General features: G+C 51.9%; 12 protein-coding genes. 4 read left to right on the top strand and 8 right to left on the bottom strand.

Going from position 1 to position 19519, the window contains the following annotated elements:
• The first annotated feature begins 84 nt into the window (after positions 1-84).
• The 3 genes from H144_RS0111075 (at position 85) to H144_RS0111060 (ending at position 2313) form a co-directional block, all read left to right on the top strand.
• On the top strand, positions 85-933 hold the full coding sequence (locus tag H144_RS0111075) for an MBL fold metallo-hydrolase (RefSeq protein ID WP_019942128.1): 849 nt from the start codon (positions 85-87) through the stop codon (positions 931-933).
• 235 nt (positions 934-1168) lie between these two features.
• On the top strand, positions 1169-1558 hold the full coding sequence (locus H144_RS0111065) for a type II toxin-antitoxin system VapC family toxin (protein WP_019942126.1): 390 nt from the start codon (positions 1169-1171) through the stop codon (positions 1556-1558).
• Positions 1555-2313 (top strand): patatin-like phospholipase family protein, encoded by a 759-nt coding sequence (locus H144_RS0111060; protein WP_019942125.1) that lies wholly within the window; start codon positions 1555-1557, stop codon positions 2311-2313. The genes H144_RS0111065 and H144_RS0111060 overlap by 4 nt, the downstream gene beginning before the upstream one ends.
• Here the strand turns inward: H144_RS0111060 and H144_RS0111055 are convergent.
• The 4 genes from H144_RS0111055 to H144_RS0111040 all read right to left on the bottom strand — a co-directional run bounded on the left by H144_RS0111055 (position 2302) and on the right by H144_RS0111040 (position 12247).
• The gene (locus H144_RS0111055) at positions 2302-3606 is read right to left on the bottom strand and encodes a vanadium-dependent haloperoxidase (protein ID WP_019942124.1); all 1305 of its coding nucleotides are present in this window, start codon (positions 3604-3606) and stop codon (positions 2302-2304) included. The genes H144_RS0111060 and H144_RS0111055 overlap by 12 nt on opposite strands.
• 13 nt (positions 3607-3619) lie before the next feature.
• A complete protein-coding gene (locus H144_RS0111050) occupies positions 3620-7006 on the bottom strand; it encodes a VCBS repeat-containing protein (RefSeq protein ID WP_019942123.1) in 3387 nt (1128 codons plus the stop codon).
• A 93-nt stretch (positions 7007-7099) separates the two neighbouring features.
• Positions 7100-8974 (bottom strand): RagB/SusD family nutrient uptake outer membrane protein, encoded by a 1875-nt coding sequence (locus H144_RS0111045; RefSeq protein WP_019942122.1) that lies wholly within the window; start codon positions 8972-8974, stop codon positions 7100-7102.
• A gap of 12 nt (positions 8975-8986) precedes the next feature.
• Positions 8987-12247 (bottom strand): SusC/RagA family TonB-linked outer membrane protein, encoded by a 3261-nt coding sequence (locus tag H144_RS0111040; protein WP_084599940.1) that lies wholly within the window; start codon positions 12245-12247, stop codon positions 8987-8989.
• Positions 12248-12750: 503 nt separating this feature from the next.
• On the opposite strand from H144_RS0111040, the gene H144_RS0111035 reads away from it, so the two are divergent.
• Entirely contained in the window at positions 12751-14109 is a 1359-nt protein-coding gene (locus H144_RS0111035; protein ID WP_019942120.1) for a vanadium-dependent haloperoxidase, read from the top strand.
• 2 nt (positions 14110-14111) lie between these two features.
• Here H144_RS0111035 and nadB read toward each other — a convergent pair whose 3' ends face one another.
• From nadB to rlmN, 4 genes are all read right to left on the bottom strand, one after another.
• Positions 14112-15686 (bottom strand): L-aspartate oxidase, encoded by a 1575-nt coding sequence (gene nadB / locus H144_RS0111030; protein ID WP_019942119.1) that lies wholly within the window; start codon positions 15684-15686, stop codon positions 14112-14114.
• 30 nt (positions 15687-15716) lie between these two features.
• The gene (gene nadA, locus H144_RS0111025) at positions 15717-16712 is read right to left on the bottom strand and encodes a quinolinate synthase NadA (protein WP_019942118.1); all 996 of its coding nucleotides are present in this window, start codon (positions 16710-16712) and stop codon (positions 15717-15719) included.
• Between the two features lie 155 nt (positions 16713-16867).
• Positions 16868-18289, bottom strand: coding sequence for an inorganic phosphate transporter (locus H144_RS0111020; RefSeq protein ID WP_019942117.1), 1422 nt, complete (start codon positions 18287-18289; stop codon positions 16868-16870).
• Positions 18290-18376: 87 nt separating this feature from the next.
• Positions 18377-19429, bottom strand: coding sequence for a dual-specificity RNA methyltransferase RlmN (rlmN, locus tag H144_RS0111015; RefSeq protein ID WP_019942116.1), 1053 nt, complete (start codon positions 19427-19429; stop codon positions 18377-18379).
• Positions 19430-19519 lie beyond the last annotated feature (90 nt).

The following is a 19519-nucleotide window of genomic DNA, read 5'->3' as shown; positions in this document are numbered from 1 at the left end:
GGAAGATCGAAAAAATAATGGTATGTTAGGTCGATGGAATGTTGATATTCCTTTGAACAAGACGATTTAAATCCTAAAAACCCTATGAAAATCCATATCATCGACACCGGCTTTTTTAAACTCGATGGGGGCGCGATGTTCGGCGTGGTGCCCAAAGTGCTTTGGAATAAACAGAACCCGGCCGATGACAAAAACCTCTGTACCTGGGCCATGCGTTGCCTGCTGATCGAAGACGGCAGCAAGCTGATACTCGTGGATACGGGCATGGGCAACAAGCAGGACGACAAGTTTTTCGGTCATTACGACCTTCACGGCGACGCCACCTTGCTTTCGTCCATCGAAGAAAAGGGTTTCAGCCCCGCAGACATTACCGACGTGTTCCTTAGCCACCTGCATTTCGACCACGTAGGCGGCGCCGTGCAGTTCAGCCGCGACGGCTCCCGCCTCGACCCCACTTTCCCGAATGCCACTTATTGGTCAAACGAAGCACACTGGCAATGGGCCACACATCCCAATCCGCGCGAAAAAGCCTCATTTTTGAAGGAAAATATCCTTCCATTGCAGGAATCGGGGCAATTGCGGTTTGTGGAAAACGGGCAATCGCCTTTCGCAGGCATTACCCTGGTAAACGTGGACGGCCATACCGAGCAAATGATGCTGCCCGTGATCGAATACAAAAACCGCAGGATCATTTACTGCGCGGACCTTATTCCGTCGTCTTACCATGTGCCCATCCCCTGGCTCATGGGCTACGACATGCGGCCGTTGCAAACGATGGAAGAAAAGCAGCGCATCCTCGACCAGGCCGTTTCCGAAGAATGTATCCTCCTTTTCGAGCACGATCCGGTGTATGAGGCTGCAATAGTAGAAAATACGGAAAAGGGCATTCGGGTAAAAGAGCGCGGGGCGTTGAAGGATTTCCTGGTTGAGTAAATGCCGATATTTCGTTACATTTGAATATGCACGCTCAAAAAGACATCCAATTCGACCAACTGATAAACCTCGTCAGAGGCTTGTCGGAAGTCCAGCGCAGGCAACTGAAAGCTGAGCTGGATCGGCTTGAACGAGCGTCTACCGGCAGCTCGCTCGAAGAATTCCTGCTGTCAGCCCCAACGTTCTCTGAAAATCAAATCAAAACGATTGAAGAAACCAGAAAGGCAATTGACCAATGGCGAAAGAACTAGTCCTAGCTGACACCTCCATTCTCATCGATTTTTTCCGCAAGTCCGATAAGACTAATTCCCGGCTGATCAAACTGGTCAGGGAAGATTTGAGATATTGCATTTCGGCGATCACCGAATTCGAAATCTACACGGGCACTACGCCGGAGCAGGTACCCTATTGGGAAGACTTCTTATTCCGGACACAGGTCCTGGCATTCGATAAGGAAACTGCTCGTACAGCTGTTGACATTAGTATGGCGCTCAAAAAGCAAAATAAGCTAATCGGCATGGCAGATATCTTCATCGCCGCCACAGCATTGCAATATGCGCTGCCGCTTGCAACATTGAATACCAGGCATTTCGAACGGATCGAAGAACTTCAAATTCTGTTATGAAAACAGCCCTCATCCTTTCCGGCGGTGGTGCGCGTGGGATTGCGCATTTGGGTGTGGTGCAGGCGCTGCGGGAGCGGGGCGTGCGGGTAGATGTGATGAGCGCGACGAGTTCGGGGGCATTTGTAGGTGCATTGCTCGCGTACGGGTACGAGCCGCGGGATGTTTTGAGGATTATTCGTGAAACGAGTTTTTACTCCTATTTACGGTTCGGTATCGGGGCGAGCGGGCTGCTGCACATGCGCAAAATGGAGGATGCATTCCGCAAGTTTATCCCGGAAAACAGTTTCGAGTCGCTGAAAATGCCTTTCGTAGTAACAGCTACTGATATCGTTTCGGGGGAAGAGGTACATTTCCGCAGCGGAGAGCTTGCATTGCCGGTACTGGCTTCGTGCTGCATTCCCGGCCTGTTCAGCCCGATGCATTACGATGGACACGAGCTCGTGGACGGCGGCGTACTGAACAACCTGCCTGTGGAGCCGGTTCTCGGAGACGCCGATTATTTCATCGGCAGCCATTGCAACCCCTTCAATCTCGACAAACCGCTGAAACGCACGACCGAAATCGTGTACCGGGCCCTGATCCTTGCGATGCACACCAAAACCAGGGCCCGTTTCGCGAAATGCAATTTGCTGATCGAACCACCCGCATTGAGCCGGTTCAGTATCTTCGATTTCAGAAAGGCCGACCAGCTTTTTGAAACGGGTTACACTTTTACCAAAGCACTCCTGAACGGGCAGGGCGTATTACTTCCCTGACGCCGCCACGGCTTTGTTGCCAAGCTTACTGATCACCCATTCGCCCACCTGCTGACCTTGCTTCTGGCCGTTTTCGATGGCGTCCATGAAGTGAATACCGCCATAAAACCGCGACATGCCCGATTCTTCCGATGCAGCGATGAAGGATTTGAACGGGCGTGCTTTGAGGTTAAAACGCTCTTCCACAGTATCGATATAAGAAAAATTGTCGCCGAAGTAATGCGTGAGGATCACCGCAGCGGCCGTGGAAATGACCGAGTGCCCGCTCAAATATTCGGGAAATGGCGGGGTCTGGAGAAATGGCTTCCAGGTCGGGTCGATGTACTTGCGGATAGCCGTTTCCGGGCGGATGCGGTTACTGCGGTATTTCTCGTCCCAGCAGGCCATGAAACCGTCCATCAGCCCGATCGCCACCGAGGTGTTGATGAGCAGTGTTTTACCAAAATCGGTCTTCGCTTTCAGGCACGCAATGTCGGTAATGCCCATCCAGTGTGCTCCCGGCGAGATTTTCTTCATTCCTACCAGTAAATGCCCCTTGTTTTCGAGCGCGAACGGGTTGCAGTCCCAGAATGCGGCGATCACGCGGTGCTCCTGCTCCTTGGTATCGTCGTAGTTGCGTTTCATTAATTTAAAAAACTCCGAATCCTTCGACTCCGAGAATGCGATCGGCGGCGCGGGCTTGAATTGCCCGGACGAATCCAGCGTAAATGGCCGTACCGTTTTGAAATACGGTTCCACCGGTGGGAAATAGCCCGGAGGTGTCGGATACCAGGTACCCGGACCGCCGTGCGGCTCGTAGCGTGGAAAGTTGCTGATCTTGTTGTAACGGTCGGCTTTGGCATATTTCAAAATCTGCTTGCTGATCGCTAATGCGTATTCCTGCGAACCGGCGATCACAGCCTCGTCGAAACCGATCTTTTTACAAGAGTCGATCAGGCTTTGCTGGTAGGTTTTGAGCAGCACGCCGCCGGAAGGCTGCATTTTCTTCGCCGTTTCGAGCATAGCCAATGCCGCTGCCAGCTGGTAGGAATATTCCTCGATTTTAGGCTTTTCTATTTCCGGAAAATCATTCAGCACGCCGTGCATGCCGGCATATTGCTTGTCGTTCAATGCCACCACTTCATAGCCGGCCAGGCAGGCATAGGCGTAGAAACGTGCCCCCAAAGGCGGGTTCGTGACGTCGTGGACCATGACATCGGTCATTTGCATCGTGATCTGCCCGATTACCGAAGGGCTGATCTCCTTTTTCGATTCATTTTTCTTGCAGGCCACGAAACTCACGGCCATCAGCATTCCCAGCAGAAGGTTACTGAACTTTACCAATTTGATATGCTTTTATTTCCTGTTGATTAATCCCGAATAATACTTTGTTACCCAGCGGCAGTACGCTCCGCACATCGCCCTTCAAGCCCAGTCCCGACTGATCCTGCTGCACATACTGAAACTGCCCGCGGCCGTCGCCTTTCAGCAAAATGCCGTAATTGGCATCATATTTCCCGAACCGGAGCCGCGCCTTGCTTACGTTCCCGCAAAGCAGCAGATCCTTTTTGCCGTCGCCATTATAATCCAGCGACGTAATCGTGTAAACGGGCGAAATCTGCACTTGCAGCGGCAATGCCTTTTCGGAGAATTTCGCCGTGCCATTCCTTTCAAAATAGGCCGTTTGCAGGTAATTCGCTCTCAGTTCCCGGGCGCCTTCGAGTTCTTCTTTGGTAAAGACTTCCTTCACGGTCGCGTCCGCGTAGCTTTTGTAATCCTGGAAACGGGTCCGCATGATGCTCATCTGGTCCAGCAGCTCGTCGCGCGTAACGTACGGGTAGCTCTTGCCCTGAATATAAAAACTCATGATCGGGTCCACATTTCCGTTGTCGTCGAAATCCTTGTAAACCATTTCCACGGGCTCGGCGTCGCTGGCCTTGCATTGGGTGTTGGTGCCCATATTACCGATCACCAGATCTGCCTTACCGTCACCATTCAGGTCTTCGACGAGGATTTTGTTCCACCAGCCATTGTAAGGCTTGTCGAAATATTCGGTCGTTCTGTTTTCAAGTTTTCCATTGTTATTGATGAAAACCGTCACCGGCATCCATTCGCCCACGAGGATCAGGTCGGGCTTTTTGTCGTCGTTTAAGTCCGTCCAGGCCGCGTCGGTTACAAGACCGATTCGTTCCAGTTCTTTTGCGAGGCTCGCCGTTTGATCGGTGAACTTACCCTTACCATCATTGATCAATATATAACTGCGTGGTGCCTCGGGGTACCGGCCGGGGACCACGCGGCCGCCTACGAAAAGGTCGGGCTTGCCGTCGCCGTTGATGTCGGCCGTACGCACGCAGCTGGTGCTGGTGAGCATTGCGGGCAATGCGCCTGCGCTTTTAGTCAAATTCCCTTTGCCGTCGTTCAGGTAGAGGCGGCTTTGGAGCAACGGATCTTCGGGCAGGAAGCTGCCATACCCGCCGCTTGCTACGAAAATATCCTGCGCACCGTCGCCGTTCGCATCGAAAAACAGGGCGTCGGTATCCTCACTGCGCTTGTCGGCCTCGAATCCGGGAACGGCTTTGGCTGTGAATGCGCCGCTTTTTCGCTGGATGTACAATTTCGCCGCCTCGCCGGAGGTACCGCCAATGAACACATCGTCCAGCCCGTCGCCGTTCACATCACCCTTGCGCATGCACGGGTTCGAGAAGGAGATCGGGTTAATGAGCAATGGCTGGCGTTTGAAATCATTCATTTTCACCGCCGGGCTTCTAAATGCGATCGGCGAAGCCACCGGCGCGAATACAGGCGCTGCGGGCCTTTCCAGCTTCTGGTAGCCCTTCGCATTTGCCTGCGAAAGCGCCAGTGTCGTGTTGGCTTTGGGATTAATCACCTTTTCCACCTTCCCATCCAGCCAGGTGACCACCAGCGAATCCACGCCGCCATCCTTACCGAGCCCGAAATGCAGCACCGGCGACACGCTCGACTGGTAGCCGCGCGTCGGCATTTGTTCCAGGTATTGCTGCTGGCCTTTCTGGTAAATGGCCACCTTCGCGCCGAGGCCCTGGGTATTCTGCCCGCTTCCGGTAAGTTTTACTTTTAAATAATTGTTTTTCAAATACTTATCACCATCGTTCTGGTAAATGAACGCCGGCTTGTTGATATTGTTCACGACCAGGTCCAGGTCGCCGTCGTTATCGAGGTCGGCATAGGCGGCACCGCCGGAATTGGAGATTTCACCCAGGCCCCAGGCGTCGGCTACATTACTGAACGTCAGGTCTTTTTTGTTGTGAAAAAGGTAATTTTTCATGTTCGAAGACGGCATCTGGTACACGAGTTGCAGCACGTCCTCGCGTTTTACCTGCCCTTCAATGCGCTTCAAATGGTCGCCCATGAACTTCACGAAATCCATATTCGTAAAGTCACGCAGGTTTCCGTTGGTGATGAAAAGGTCCTTCCAGCCGTCGTTGTCATAGTCTGCAAACAGGGAGGCCCAGCTCCAATCGGTGTTGGACACCCCCGAAAGCTGCCCTATTTCCGAGAATACCGGTTTTTTCGTTCCCTTGCCCAGCCCTTCGTTCAGTTGCAGCATATTGCGCATATACTGGTGGTGAAAGCCCATTTTGACATTGAAATCGAACAATTCGTAGTTATCCAGCCCCGTGAGCAGCTTCTGCCGGCGGTTATCCTCCGGCAGCATGTCGAGCGTGAAGATGTCGGGGAGGCCGTCGTTGTTGAAATCGGCAATGTCGTTACCCATCGACGAGTGCGACGTATGCCCGATGGCCGCGTCGAGCACGTCGGTGAATGTGCCGTTGCCGTTGTTAATGTACAGAAAATCCGGCACGGAATAGTCGTTGGAAATGTACATATCCTGCCAGCCGTCCTGGTTAATGTCGGCAATGCCGATGCCCAGGCCGTAGGTCAGCTGGGAGCTGTGAATGCCCGCTTTGGTGGTAATATCGGAGAAATGCGGTATGCCGTTTTGCGGGTCGTTGCGGAAAAGCCTGACGCCGGTAACGGGGTCTTCTTTTTTAAGAATGTCGGCCGTGCTGGCTTCGTCGAGGATCGGAAGCGCCTTGGGATTATGGTTGAGCAGGAACATATCGAGGTCCCCGTCTTTATCAAAATCGAAAAATGCGGCCTGTGTGCTGTTGCTCGGCGTACCGAGGCCATATTGCTCCGCTACTTCTTCAAACTGTGGAATGCCCTGTGCATTGTTGCCTTTGTTGATGAAAAGCTGGTCTTTGAGGCTTTCGGGCGACACGGCGCCGGAGTAGCACACGTAAATATCCAGTTTGCCATCTCCATTCACATCCGCCATCGTCACGCCGGTTTTCCACGGCCGCTCGCGACCGCCCACCTGCGCGATGGCCGTAATGTCTTCGAACACCATTTTACCCTTGTTCAGGTACAGCTTGTTGGGCACCATGTTGCCGGTGAAGTAAATGTCTTCCAGCCCGTCGCCATTCAGGTCGCCTACCGCCACGCCGCCGCCATTGTAAAAATATTCGTACATGAGCACATTCGTGTTCAGGCCTTCGGTCAATGTATTGGCGAAATCGATTTTGGTTTGTCCGGGGTCCAGGAGCGTGAAGAGCGGCGGTCCGTCGGAAGGCTTTTTATTTTCTTGGGAATCGGAGGATTTGTCACAACCGGAAAGAACCAGTCCAGCGATCAGGATCATGCTGCCTGCTTTCCAGGGCGATAATTGCTTCATAACAGGAATGAAGAGTTTTTGAAGGAATAAAAAAAGAAACTATGCCTTGTAAGCCAAGGCATAGTTTCTGTAAAATTAGTCAATAAAATATAACTATTTATCGTAACCGGGGTTTTGGACCAGTTTTGCGTTACGGTTCATTTCGTCGCGGCTGAACGGACGGAAATACATCTTGTCCACCCAGGTGCGGTTTTCGTGGGATTTCTCCTCTACCGGGGTGTAGGTGTAATCATAAACCGTTGGATCATAGTGATATGGTTCCTTCATCGACTTTCCAGCTTTGAACTTACCGATCACGTTGATGTACTGCAGCGAGCGGCCCAATGTAGCAGGCGCAACCATCCAGCGGCGTGCATCATGGTAACGTTGTTCTTCGTATGCCATTTCAATGCGTTTTTCATGACGGAAAGCTTCTTTCAAAGCGGCTCCCGACACTTTCAGCGCGGGCATACCGGCACGGAAGCGGATCTTGTTCAGCCATTCCAATGCAACTGCTTCTTCGCCTAGTTCGATGCTCGCCTCGATGTAGTTGAACACGTTTTCAGTCACCCGGATGAATGGCCACGGGATGTTCTGACGGTCGGTGTTGTCGTACAGAGAAGGGTTCGGATCGATGAACTTACGCATGTAGTAACCGGTACGGCTACCGTTCCAGTCTTCGATAGAGCTGCTGCGGGTATCCAATCCTTTACGGTTGAACAGCACACCTTTATCGTCGAGCAGGTCGTAAGCACCCGTCTGAACCTGGTTGGCAGGGTCTTTCGCATCGGAAGGACGTGGTTTCCAGTTAGCGCCGTCGTACATGACAGTTGCGTAGAAACGTGGGTCGCGGTTTACGTAAGGGCTTGCCTTGTGCGTCGGGTTAGTCCACGAGAATGGCGTGCCATCCATCATTTCGTAATCATCTACCAGCGTTCCGATCGGCGTGTTACCAGCCCAGTTGTGGTAGCCGTTAGGACCGTTGTTCAAACCGGTCTGACGTGCACCTTCGTTCTGGCTTGGGGTAAAGTAGCGTCCGAAAACGATATCGTTGGCCGAAGCATCCAGCGATTTGTCCGCGCTGGCGCCGGCCATTGCCAGTGAGATGTAATTGAGGCGGCCTTGTTCCGGGGTTACGGGAGCCGTCAGGTTCAATTTGTAACCATTACCGCTGGCATCCAGGGCAGCCTTCGCTGCGGCTTGCGCAGCGGTCCACCGCGCCTTACGGTCGCCGGAGGTATAACCGAGGAATTCCGGGTTCGTGAAAGCGGCAAGGGCCGCCGATTTCGCCTTCATTGTAGGAACATCGTGCAAATCACTCGCAGCGTAAAGCAACACACGTGCTTTCAGTGCCAGGGCGGCGGCTTTGCTAGCGCGACCTTTCGCCAGGTTTTTACCATCCAGCAACAATGCTGCGCTATCTGCGTCGCTCACGATCTGCTTCACGCATTCGTCCCAGGTATTGCGGGGAACGGAGTAGTCTTCGTTCAGCGCGTACACTTTTTTGATGATTGGCACCGCTCCGTAATAGCGAATCAGCTGCTGGTAATAGTAGGCACGCAGGAAGTAGGCTTCGCCTTTCAAACGTGCTTTCAGCGTCTCGTCCGAGAATGTAGCTGTTACCAGGTTCGTCAGCGCGATGTTGGTAGCACGAATGCGGGTGTACATCGGGCCCCAGCCGTAGGTATCATCCACCCAACCGAGGTTGGACGGGCTCAAACTCCCTTCGTTTACGGTGTTGATGTTACGGCCCGTGTGGGTAAACACGGCTTCGTCGGTCAGCGACGCGAGCATTTGCTCGCTGAAACCACCCTGCTGAAGACCCGCGTAGATACCGGTCACAAAACCTTCTGCCAAAGCACCGTCTTTCCATGCTTCTTCGCTCGGGATTTCCGTTGGCGGCGTCACATCCAGAAAATCAGTGTCGCACGACGCAAGCCCTCCGCCCAGCAAGGCAATTAGCAATAGACTTTTATATTTCAATTTCATGTTTCTTAATCGTTAAAATGCTACACGTACGCCTGCGCTGAGAACTCTTGCCTGCGGATAGTATTGGCCGCTCGTCGTTGTTGCTTCGGGGTCCCACACTTTGATCTTATCGAAAGTGATGAAGTTCAAACCGTTCACGTAAACCCGGAAATTGCTCAAACCGATTTTCGAACCGATTTCCGATGGCAGGTTATAGCCGATTTCGACGTTTTTCAAACGCAGGTAGTTGTTGCTTTTCAGGAAGTAGTCGTTGATACCACCACCGCTACCGCCGGTGAAACCGTTACCAGAGCCGACGTTGGTATAGTACCTGTTGTTACGGTTAGTCAAACGTGGATACTCGCTTGTTGGATTATCGATGGTCCAGCGGTGGTCATAATCGTATTTCAGATAATTACCAATGTCCCCGGATTCTGTCAAGCCTACAAGTTGCAAGCCACCCATTGCTCCCTGGAACAACATCGCCAGGTCGAACTGTTTGTAGCCCAAGTTGATGGACGCACCACCTGTAAACCAAGGACGTTGCGTTTTGTCGGAACGGACACGGTCATCGCCATTGATTTTACCATCACTGTTAATATCCTGGAATTTCATGTCTCCCGGACGAAGGTTACCTGTGATCGGGCTGTAATCAAGCTTGTTGCCGTCGATTTCCGCCTGATCCTTGAAAACACCGTCGAATTTGTACATGAGGAATGAGTTGTAAGGCATTCCTGTCGTGCGCTGATAGCTCGGAGCACCTGGTGTTTCGTCCCAGAAAGTGATCTTGTTTTTGGCATAACCGCCGTTTACGCTCACAGAGTAAGTGAAATCACCCGCATTGCCGTCGTAGCTCACTTTAAATTCCCATCCTTTGTTCACCAGTTTTCCAAGGTTTTGGGGCGGAAGACGGCCATCGATACCGACTGATGAAGGCGTAGAACCCGCTTTCGGGATCAGTGTTTTTGAACGGTTGTTCACGAAATAGTCAAACTCGAAAGAAAGTTTGTCATTCAGCAAAGTACCCTCGATACCAAAGTTGGTGTTGTTTGCGACCTCCCAGGTAAAGCTTGGGTTAGCAATACGTGTTTCCAGCAAAGTTCTTGCCACCTGATCGTTGATAATGTAGCTTCCGAAGCCCATTGTCGACAGGTATTGGTACTCTGCCAATGTTTCCGTTCCGAGGAAGTAAGGTTCTGCACCCATTTGTCCCCACGAAGCACGTAGTTTTACATTGTTTACGTACCGGGAAATGCTGTTTTTCCAGAAACCTTCTTCCGAAATACGCCATCCGGCCGATACCCCCGGGAAGAAACCGAAACGACCTTCTTTAGGAAATACATAGGAACCATCTACGCGCCACAGGAACTCGGCCAGATATTTTTCTTTGAAGTTGTAACCTGCACGGCCATAGTAGCTCAAACGTGCACGTCTGTACAGATCGCCACGGTTGGTACCTGAGTTATCAATGTTTTGCTCAGCAGTACCACCGGCAAAAAGCTGGTCGACAACCGGTGAAATGTAGTAGCGGCGGAATGCGAAGAAACCGTCAGCATCTACTTTCTCGCGTTGAACACCGGCCATTACATTAAAGTTATGTCCACCGATCGATTTTTCGTAAGACACCTGACCGGTCAGCTGAATAGAAAGTTCTTGCGCAGAAGTTTCTGTCAGACGCGGGTCTTTGAAAGTCGAACGAACGGTCCCCGTCAGCAACGGAGTGGTGCCATCTGCTTCGAAAGTCTTCTTGTCCCAGAAATAAAGCGTCCAGGGCGTTTCGAAGTTTTTCACGCGGCGCAGTTGCTTATCGAGCGCAGCCATCGTATTGATTTTCAATCCTGGTACGCCTGGCACCTGGATTTCAAGACCACCGTTGGTTTGGATATAATCGCGCTTGTCGTTGTTGTAACCCGTTGTGTTGGTAGTAATTACCGCAGGGTTTTGACCGTTTTCGATATCCGGGCCCGGACGTCCGTCCGGCCAGATCGCGATTTCGGTCGGTTTACCGCGCATCAGCATACGGAAGATCGCACCCGCACTGTTACCTCCCGACGGGAAGTGACGGAATTCTTCACGCAATGTAACACCCAGGTTCGCTGTAATGTACTTGTTAATTTTCGTATCCAGGTTGATACGCATATCATACTGCTTGTAACCTGTTGCAGAGTTGATATAGTAACCATCCTGATTGATGTGACCCAATGAAGCGAGGTATTTGATGTTTTCGCTACCACCTGTCAATTGCAGGTTGTGACGTTGCTGAGGCGCCCATTTGCGGAGCACAGATCCGTACCAGTCGGTATCAGGATAAAGCAGCGGAGACGATTGATCTCTGAATTTCTGCATATCCTCCGGTTTGTAAACCGCATTCAGTACGTTCCCGTTATCAGTCCTGGTATACGAGCCGTTTGTATTGAAGCCTTGCAATGCACCTTGCCACTGTCCTACGGGCAGGTTGTCGTAAATCTGCAATTCGTTGCGGATTGTCGCGTATTCGACTGCATTCGACATTTCGGGTGTACGCGTAGGCTGCGAAATACCCAGGTTCATATCGTATGAAATCTGTGGCTTGCCCGTTTTACCGCGTTTGGTGGTGATGAGGATAACCCCGTTACCGGCGCGTGAACCGTAGATCGCCGCCGCCGCATCTTTCAGTACCGAAATACTTTCGATATCGGCCGGGTTGATCCGGTCCAGACCGCCTGAACGGTTGGGGACACCGTCCACTACAATCAGCGCGTTGCTGTTACCCAGTGAGTTGGTACCGCGGATACGGATGGCCGAACCATCGTAACCCGGCTCACCGCTGGATTGTACCGCTGAAATACCCGGCAGACGTCCGCCTAATGTATTGGAAAGGTTGGCAGCAGGCGCTTTTTGGAGCTCGGCACCTTTCACCGCTGTTACCGAACCGGTCAGCGTTGCTTTTTTGGCGGTACCATAACCTACCACGACCACCTCTTCAAGTGCCTTGGTGTCCGCCGCGAGGGTCACGTCAACGATACTTTTACCGCCTACCGCGATTTCTTGTGTAAGGTATCCGATAAACGAGAATACCAGCGTGCCGTTTCTTTCGGCATTCACTGTGTAAAGGCCCTCGTTGTCGGTTACTGTACCTGCGGTGGTCCCCTTCACGACAACGCTTACGCCAGGCAGCGGTTGTCCCTGTTCATCTTTGATCTTACCCTTGATCGTGTTCTGGGCAAATGCGCCCACCACGGTCACCAGCGCGAGACAAAGAGAAAAAACACTTCGTGATACAGCACGAGGCGTCCATCCAGTAGAAAATCTCATAGATTAATAGTTAGATTAAAAAGTTGTAGTAAGAATGCTTGCTTAACCGTATAAGCACGGAACGTAGAGTCAGCCGGTGATTTCTTGTGAAATCCGGTCCGGGCGGCTTAAAAAAAAGAGTGGATTGGAGAATTCTTTACATAGGTACTTGGTAGGCGTTAGGGTGATTACTTCCATCGATCAGAGTTCAGGATCAAACAGTGTACATCATACACAATTGTATTCAGATACTCCATTTGATTGTAGAAGAAGTACCATTAGGTGTGATATACTCGTTTGATTGTACAAAAAGATATTAATTTTTTTACAAAAAAAAGGTTTCCCGGTTAATGAATATGCATTCTTAAAAAATAACAATAAATAATGGCACCCTTCGAACATTTTTTATCATTTGGTGATATATAAGTTACAAACGATCACTCTTTTGTACAGAATTATCACCGAATTCCTATTTCTTGCTATATTCGTAGAGCATTTCAGTTACAAATTCCCATCCATATCGAATGAAGTTCCGTTTACTCTCCCTTTTGTTTCTACCGCTTGTTTTCGGATGTAAAAAAGAGTCATCGCCGGACGAGTACAATGCCAGGGCGGCCGACCCGAAGCTTTTCCATGAAACGGCCACCTACCTGACCGACGTTATCATTCACGATATTTTCAAACCACCGGTGGCCAGCCGCATTTACGGCTATTCGTTTTTGGCTGCCTACGAGGCACTAGCGCCCGGCCATGCCGACTACCAATCACTTGGAGATCAGCTTGTTAAATTCAAATCACCTCCGCGGCCGGACACCTCCCTCGCCTACTGTTTTCCGCTGGCGAGCGTCAAGGCATTTACCGTGGTGGCCCGTACGCTCACTTTCTCCGGCAACATGTGGGACACCTACGAAAAGGACCTTTTTGCCAAATACCAGGACATGGGTATTCCGGAGGACGTATATGAACGCTCCATCGCATACGGCGACACCGTGGCGAAGCATATAATGGCTTATGCGGCCAAAGACCACTATAAAGAGATACGCGGTTATCGCTATACGGTGACCAATAAACCAGGTACCTGGGTGCCTACGCCCCCTGCGTACGCGGACGCCTGCGAACCTATGTGGAATACCGTTAGGACGTTTGCGCTCGACTCGGTGACGCAATTCCGCTGCCCGCCGCCGGCCAAATACGATCTCGCCAAAGACAGCAAGTTCATGGAGCTCGCGATGGAAGTCTATAACACGGGAAAAAACCTGACCGACGACCAGAAAGCCACGGCCTATTTCTGGGACGACAATGCCTTTGTGACGAATGTCGTTGGTCATGCAATGTTTGCCAATAAAAAAATGACACCCGCCGGTCACTGGATGGCGATCGTACGAACGGTATCAACGGACAAAAAACTCGACCTGATGCAGTCGGTAGAAGCCTATACGTTGGGCGCGCTGGCGATTTACGATTCGTTTATTGCCTGCTGGGACGAGAAATACCGCACCGTCCGCATCCGGCCTGAAACAGTGATCAATAATAACTGGGACCCTAACTGGCGCCCATTCCTGGAAACACCCGCATTTCCCGAATATGTAAGCGGGCACAGCTCCATTTCGGCCGCCTGCGGTGTGGTGCTCACGCATCTGATCGGAAGCAATGTAGCGTTCACCGATACCACGGAGAAGAAGTACGGGCACGGCATTAAATCCTTCAAATCGTTTGAAGAAGCATACTGGGACGCGTCCATCAGCCGGGTATACGGCGGTATCCACTACCGCGACGGCGTGGAGGAAGGCACGCATTTGGGCCAGAAAGTGGGTGAAAATGTATGGCGGAAGGCGGTTACCCGCCGAAGCAGGAATGTGCTCGCCCAAAGCCCGAAACCCTGAAATTACACGTGGTCGGCATTGTAATGCAGCCCGATGTTCTCACGTCGGGCCATCGCCATTTTGATGATCAGGTATGAAACCGAGATCATATTGCGCAGCTCGCATATCGCTACCGACACCTTCGATTCGCGGTACAGATCCTCGTGCTCCTGGTGCAGCAGTTCGAGGCGGTCATAGGCGCGTTTCAGACGGCGGTCGGTGCGGACGATGCCCACGTAGTTGGACATGATGCTGTTCAGTTCGCGGGTCATTTCGGTTACGAGTACCTGCTCTTCCGGGTGCGTGGTACCCGAGTCGTCCCATTCGGGGATATTCAGCGGCATTACCGCATTTTCGAAATGCTCGATGGTGCTTTCATAGGCGCGGTGCCCGAACACCACCGCTTCGAGCAGGGAGTTCGAGGCCAGGCGGTTGGAGCCGTGCAAGCCCGTGCAGGAGCATTCCCCTACCGCGTACAGAAATTCGATATTTGTCTTGCCCCATTCATTCACCCTTACGCCCCCGCACATATAATGCTGCGCGGGCACGACGGGGATCATGTCCTTTCGTACATCGATGCCTTGTTGGAGACAGTATTCGGTGATATTGGGGAAATGTTCCAAAAACTTTTCGTAGTCGAGATGCCGGACATCGAGGTACACGTGGTCCACCCCGTTTTTCTTCATTTCGGAGTCGATGGCCCGGGCCACGATATCACGGGGGGCCAGTGACAGGCGCGCGTCGTAATTCTCCATGAAGGTACTCCCGTCCGCTCTTTTTAATATACCCCCAAAACCGCGCACGGCTTCCGAAATCAGGAACGAAGGCTTCTGGCCCGGCTCGTAGAAGCTCGTCGGGTGGAACTGGATAAATTCCATATTATCGCAAATGCCTTTGGCGCGATAGGCCATGGCGATGCCGTCGCCGGTCGCGATGGTCGGGTTGGTGGTGCTTTGGTAGATGTTCCCGATACCGCCGGTGGCGAGCAGTGTGGTTTTGGCTAAAAACTTCTCCACCTCGCCAGTCTGCCGGTTGAGCACATAGGCCCCGAAGCATTTGATATCCTCGCGGTAGCGGTAAACGGTTTCGCCCAAATGGTGCTGCGTGATGAGCTCCACTGCGTAGTAATGCGTGAAAATCTGGATGCTCTTGTGCCGGTTGACCTCTTCAAGCAATGCCCGCTCGATCTCCGCCCCGGTAATGTCCTTGAAATGCAGAATGCGGTGATCGGAATGCCCGCCTTCTTTTGCGAGATCGTATTCCCCGCCCTTTTCCTTATCGAAACGTGTCCCGTAGTCGATCAGCTCCTGGATGCGCTCCGGCGCCTCCCGCACGACGATTTCGACGATATGCCGCTTATTGACCTCGTCCCCCGCGTCCATCGTGTCCTGAATATGCTTTTCAAACGAATCGGATTCGGCCCAGACGACCGCGATGCCGCCCTGGGCATATTTGGTATTGGTTTCATCGGCCTGGACCTTGGTGATCACGGCGATGGACACTTCCTGTTTCAGTTCATCGAAATGGCGGGCTAATTTGGCTGCGTAGCTAAGTCCGGCAATTCCCGAACCGATAATCAGAAAATCAAACTGGGGCATAATTTCAGGAATAGGGTTTTATATCGGGTGTCAGATGCCTTTGCTCAGTTCCAGCATACGTGCCACGGAATCATAAGCTTTCAGGCGGATGTCCTCGGGTACAAAAATCTCCGGCTGCTCGTAATACAGCGCATTATATACCTTTTCGAGCGTATTCATTTTCATATACGGGCATTCGGAGCACGCGCAGGTGTTGTTATCCGATCCCGGCGCGGGGATCAGCTTTTTGTCCGGCACCGATTGTTTCATTTTATGCAAAATACCCGCCTCGGTAGCTACGATAAATTTCTCGTGCGGCGAGTCTTTGACAAATTTCAACAGCCCGGTCGTGGAGCTCACGAAATCGGCCTGTTTCAGAATATCCTCCTTGCATTCCGGGTGGGCGATGAGCAATGCGTCGGGGTGCTCCTCGCGCAATTGTGCCAGTTTTTCCCTTGAAATGTCGATATGCACAATGCAGGCACCATCCCACAGCACCATGTCGCGGCCGGTTTTATGGGCTACGTAACGGCCCAGGTTCGCATCCGGCGCGAAGATGATCTTCTGATCCTTCGGCAGGCTTTCCACAATCTGCAATGCATTCGAAGAAGTACAAACGATGTCGGTCAATGCTTTGATCTCCGCCGAGCAGTTAATATAGCTGATCACGATATGGTCCGGATACTGCGCTTTGAAAGCCGCAAACTTATCGGCCGGGGCCGAGTCCGCCAGCGAGCAGCCTGCATTCAGATCGGGGATCACTACCTTTTTCTGCGGGCTCAGCACCTTGGCGGTCTCGCCCATGAAATGCACGCCGCAGAACACGATCATGTCCGCATCCGTCGCCGCGGCCTGCTGTGAAAGCCCGAGGCTGTCGCCGATATAGTCGGCCAGGTCCTGGATTTCCGCATCCACGTAGTAGTGCGCGAGGATCACCGCGTTCTTTTCTTTTTTCAAGCGGTTGATCTCCGCAACGAGATCGATATCTTCCGCAATTGCTTCCGTCACATATCCGTAGCGGTTTACCTGCGCTTCAATTGTAGTCATTATGGTGAATAATTGGCTTTTAAGTACTATCAAAAATCCATGCCGAATTTACGATATTAAACCAATGCAAAGCAAAGAAAGTGCGGCCCCACCACAAAAACGAAAGCCGCCGGGAACGGTCCCGACGGCTTTTTATCCATGTAAAATAAGGTCTTTTAGAATATCCAGCGGAAGAATGCGTATAGCGTACCCGATAGCAGCATGCTCACCGGGAGGGTCAGTACCCACGCAATCACGATGTTACGGATCGTACCGCCTTGCAGGTTCTTCACACCCTTGCTCGCTACCATCGACCCCGCGATACCCGAGGAAAGTACGTGCGTCGTACTCACCGGAAGTCCCATATAAGAGGACACCCCGATCGTACTCGCCGCTACCAATTCAGCGGAAGCACCTTGTGCGTAAGTCAAATGCTGCTTACCGATCTTCTCGCCGATCGTCACCACGATACGCTTCCAGCCTACCATTGTTCCAAGGCCGAGGGAGAGTGAGATCATAAGGATTACCCAGTCCGGCGCGTAATCGGTGTATCTTCTGATGCCGTGCTCGCTGCCGGATTGTTTTTTCAGGAACGCAAGATCAGTAGCATTCAGGTTAGCCTGGCCATTGTCGAGAATCGTTTTGATATTGCGGCTCACGAGCAAAAGCGAGCGGCGTGCTTCCATTCTTTCTTCTTTTGGAAGACGGTGCTCCGGCATCGGGTGGTTGATCTGCGCCTGCAAATGCGTCAGTTCTGTTTTGACGGTCGACAAATGGCTGCGGTCCGTAATCGAAAGGCGCGTCGTATCGATGCGGCCTACGGCTTGCTCGATGCCGATGAGGTCGGTCTTCATACCGATAGGATCTTTCGAATTATCCAATGCAAAATGCGCAGGGACGATACCGATCAGAATGAGCATTACCAGGCCGACGCCCTTCTGGCCGTCGTTGGAACCGTGGAAAAAGCTCACCAACGTACAAGTGGTGATCAGAATGGCGCGGATCCAGATCGGTGGCGCTTCATTCTTTTTAGGCTCGCTGAAAACCACTTCGCGAAGCGGCTTGGAAAGCGACCTTCTCAATATGAACATGATAATGATCGCCAATGCAAAACCGAAGATTGGCGAGCTGAGCAGCGACATGAAGAGTTCTTCCGCTTTGGACCAGTTCACGCCCGTTCCCTGGGTATTTTCAGGCATTAATGTAAAAGCAAGACCTACGCCGAGGATGGACCCGATGAGCGTATGCGAGCTGGAACTCGGCAAGCCGAAGTACCAGGTACCCAGGTTCCAGATAATGGCGCTGAAAAGCAGCGCAAACACCATCGCCGCACTGTGGTAGACGTTCTGGTCAATGAGCAGCTCCACGGGAAGCAGGTTCACAATCCCCATTGCAACGGCTATCCCTCCGAAGAATACGCCACAAAAGTTCATAAAACCCGACCATATGACCGCCACATTCGGTTTCAGTGAATTGGTGTAAATCACCGTTGCCACCGCATTGGCGGTATCGTGAAAACCGTTGACAAATTCGAATGCGCAGGCCGCTAAAATACTAAACGCGAGGAGGAGGAAAATGTCGGTTTCAAGACCAAACATAAAAGAAGTTGATAGGTTGAATTATTGACGCAAAACTAGTTATAAACGACCGACCCAATGTTAAGAAATTGTTAAGTCGGCCTTATCTCAGTTTGTTTCTTTGTTAGCCAGCTGCCCGCAAGCGGCGTCGATATCCTTGCCCCTGCTCCTTCTCACATGCACCGAAACCCCTCTGTCTTCCAGGAAAGCGGCAAATTTATCCAGCCGGTCGGCCTCGGTATTTTTGAAGTCAGCCTCCGCGATCGGGTTGTATTCAATAATGTTTACACGGGCCGGAACGCGCTTGCAAAATTCCCACAGCTCCCTGGCATCCTGCAAAGTATCATTGAAGTTGTTGAAGACAATGTACTCGAATGTAATGCGGTTGCCGGTTTTCTTATAAAAATAGTTCAATGCTTCGGCCAGGTTATCGAGCGAGTTCGACTCGTTGATCGGCATGATCTGGTTCCGCTTTTCGTCGTTCGCCGCGTGCAGCGACAATGCCAGCCTGAACCGTACTTCATCGTCCGCCAGCTTCTTGATCATCTTCGCAATGCCGGCAGTCGAAACGGTAATGCGTTTGGGCGACATATTGAGCCCTTCCGGCGAGGTGATGTATTCGATCGATTGAAGGACATTGGCATAATTCAGCAGCGGCTCGCCCATGCCCATGTACACGATATTGGTCAATGGGGCATTGAAAGTCGCCTCGGCCTGCCGCGCGATGGCTACTACCTGGTCGTAAATTTCGCCGGCTTCGAGGTTGCGCTTGCGGTCCATGTAGCCCGTCGCGCAGAACTTGCACGTGAGCGAGCACCCAACCTGGCTGCTCACGCAGGCGGTCATGCGGTCGGCGGCGGGTATGAGCACGCCTTCCACGAGGTTACCATCAAAAAGTTTGAATGCGGATTTGATCGTACCGTCGTTGCTATGCTGCTTTTTAGCGACTTCGAGTGAATGGATGACGAAATGCTCGTTCATCAGCTGGCGCGTGGCCAGAGAGAGGTTGGTCATTTCCTCGAAAGAATGGGCCGATTTTTTCCAGATCCATTCATATATCTGTTTTGCCCTGAAAGCCTTCTCCCCGCGTTCGGTCATCCAGGTTTTGATCTGGTCGACGTTGAGTTTACGGATGTCCTGCTTTTGCTGTATCGTGGTCATTTTCTGCTATAATCTGTCAAACACACAGGGCATTCAACTGTAATTTTCTGCAAAGGTACTGAATGTCAATGATGAAAGCTTAACCCGGAG

This window comes from Dyadobacter beijingensis DSM 21582, assembly GCF_000382205.1.
GTDB lineage: Bacteria > Bacteroidota > Bacteroidia > Cytophagales > Spirosomataceae > Dyadobacter > Dyadobacter beijingensis.
Note: the sequence above shows the minus strand (reverse complement) of the source record. Positions and strands in the feature narration are given on the sequence as shown.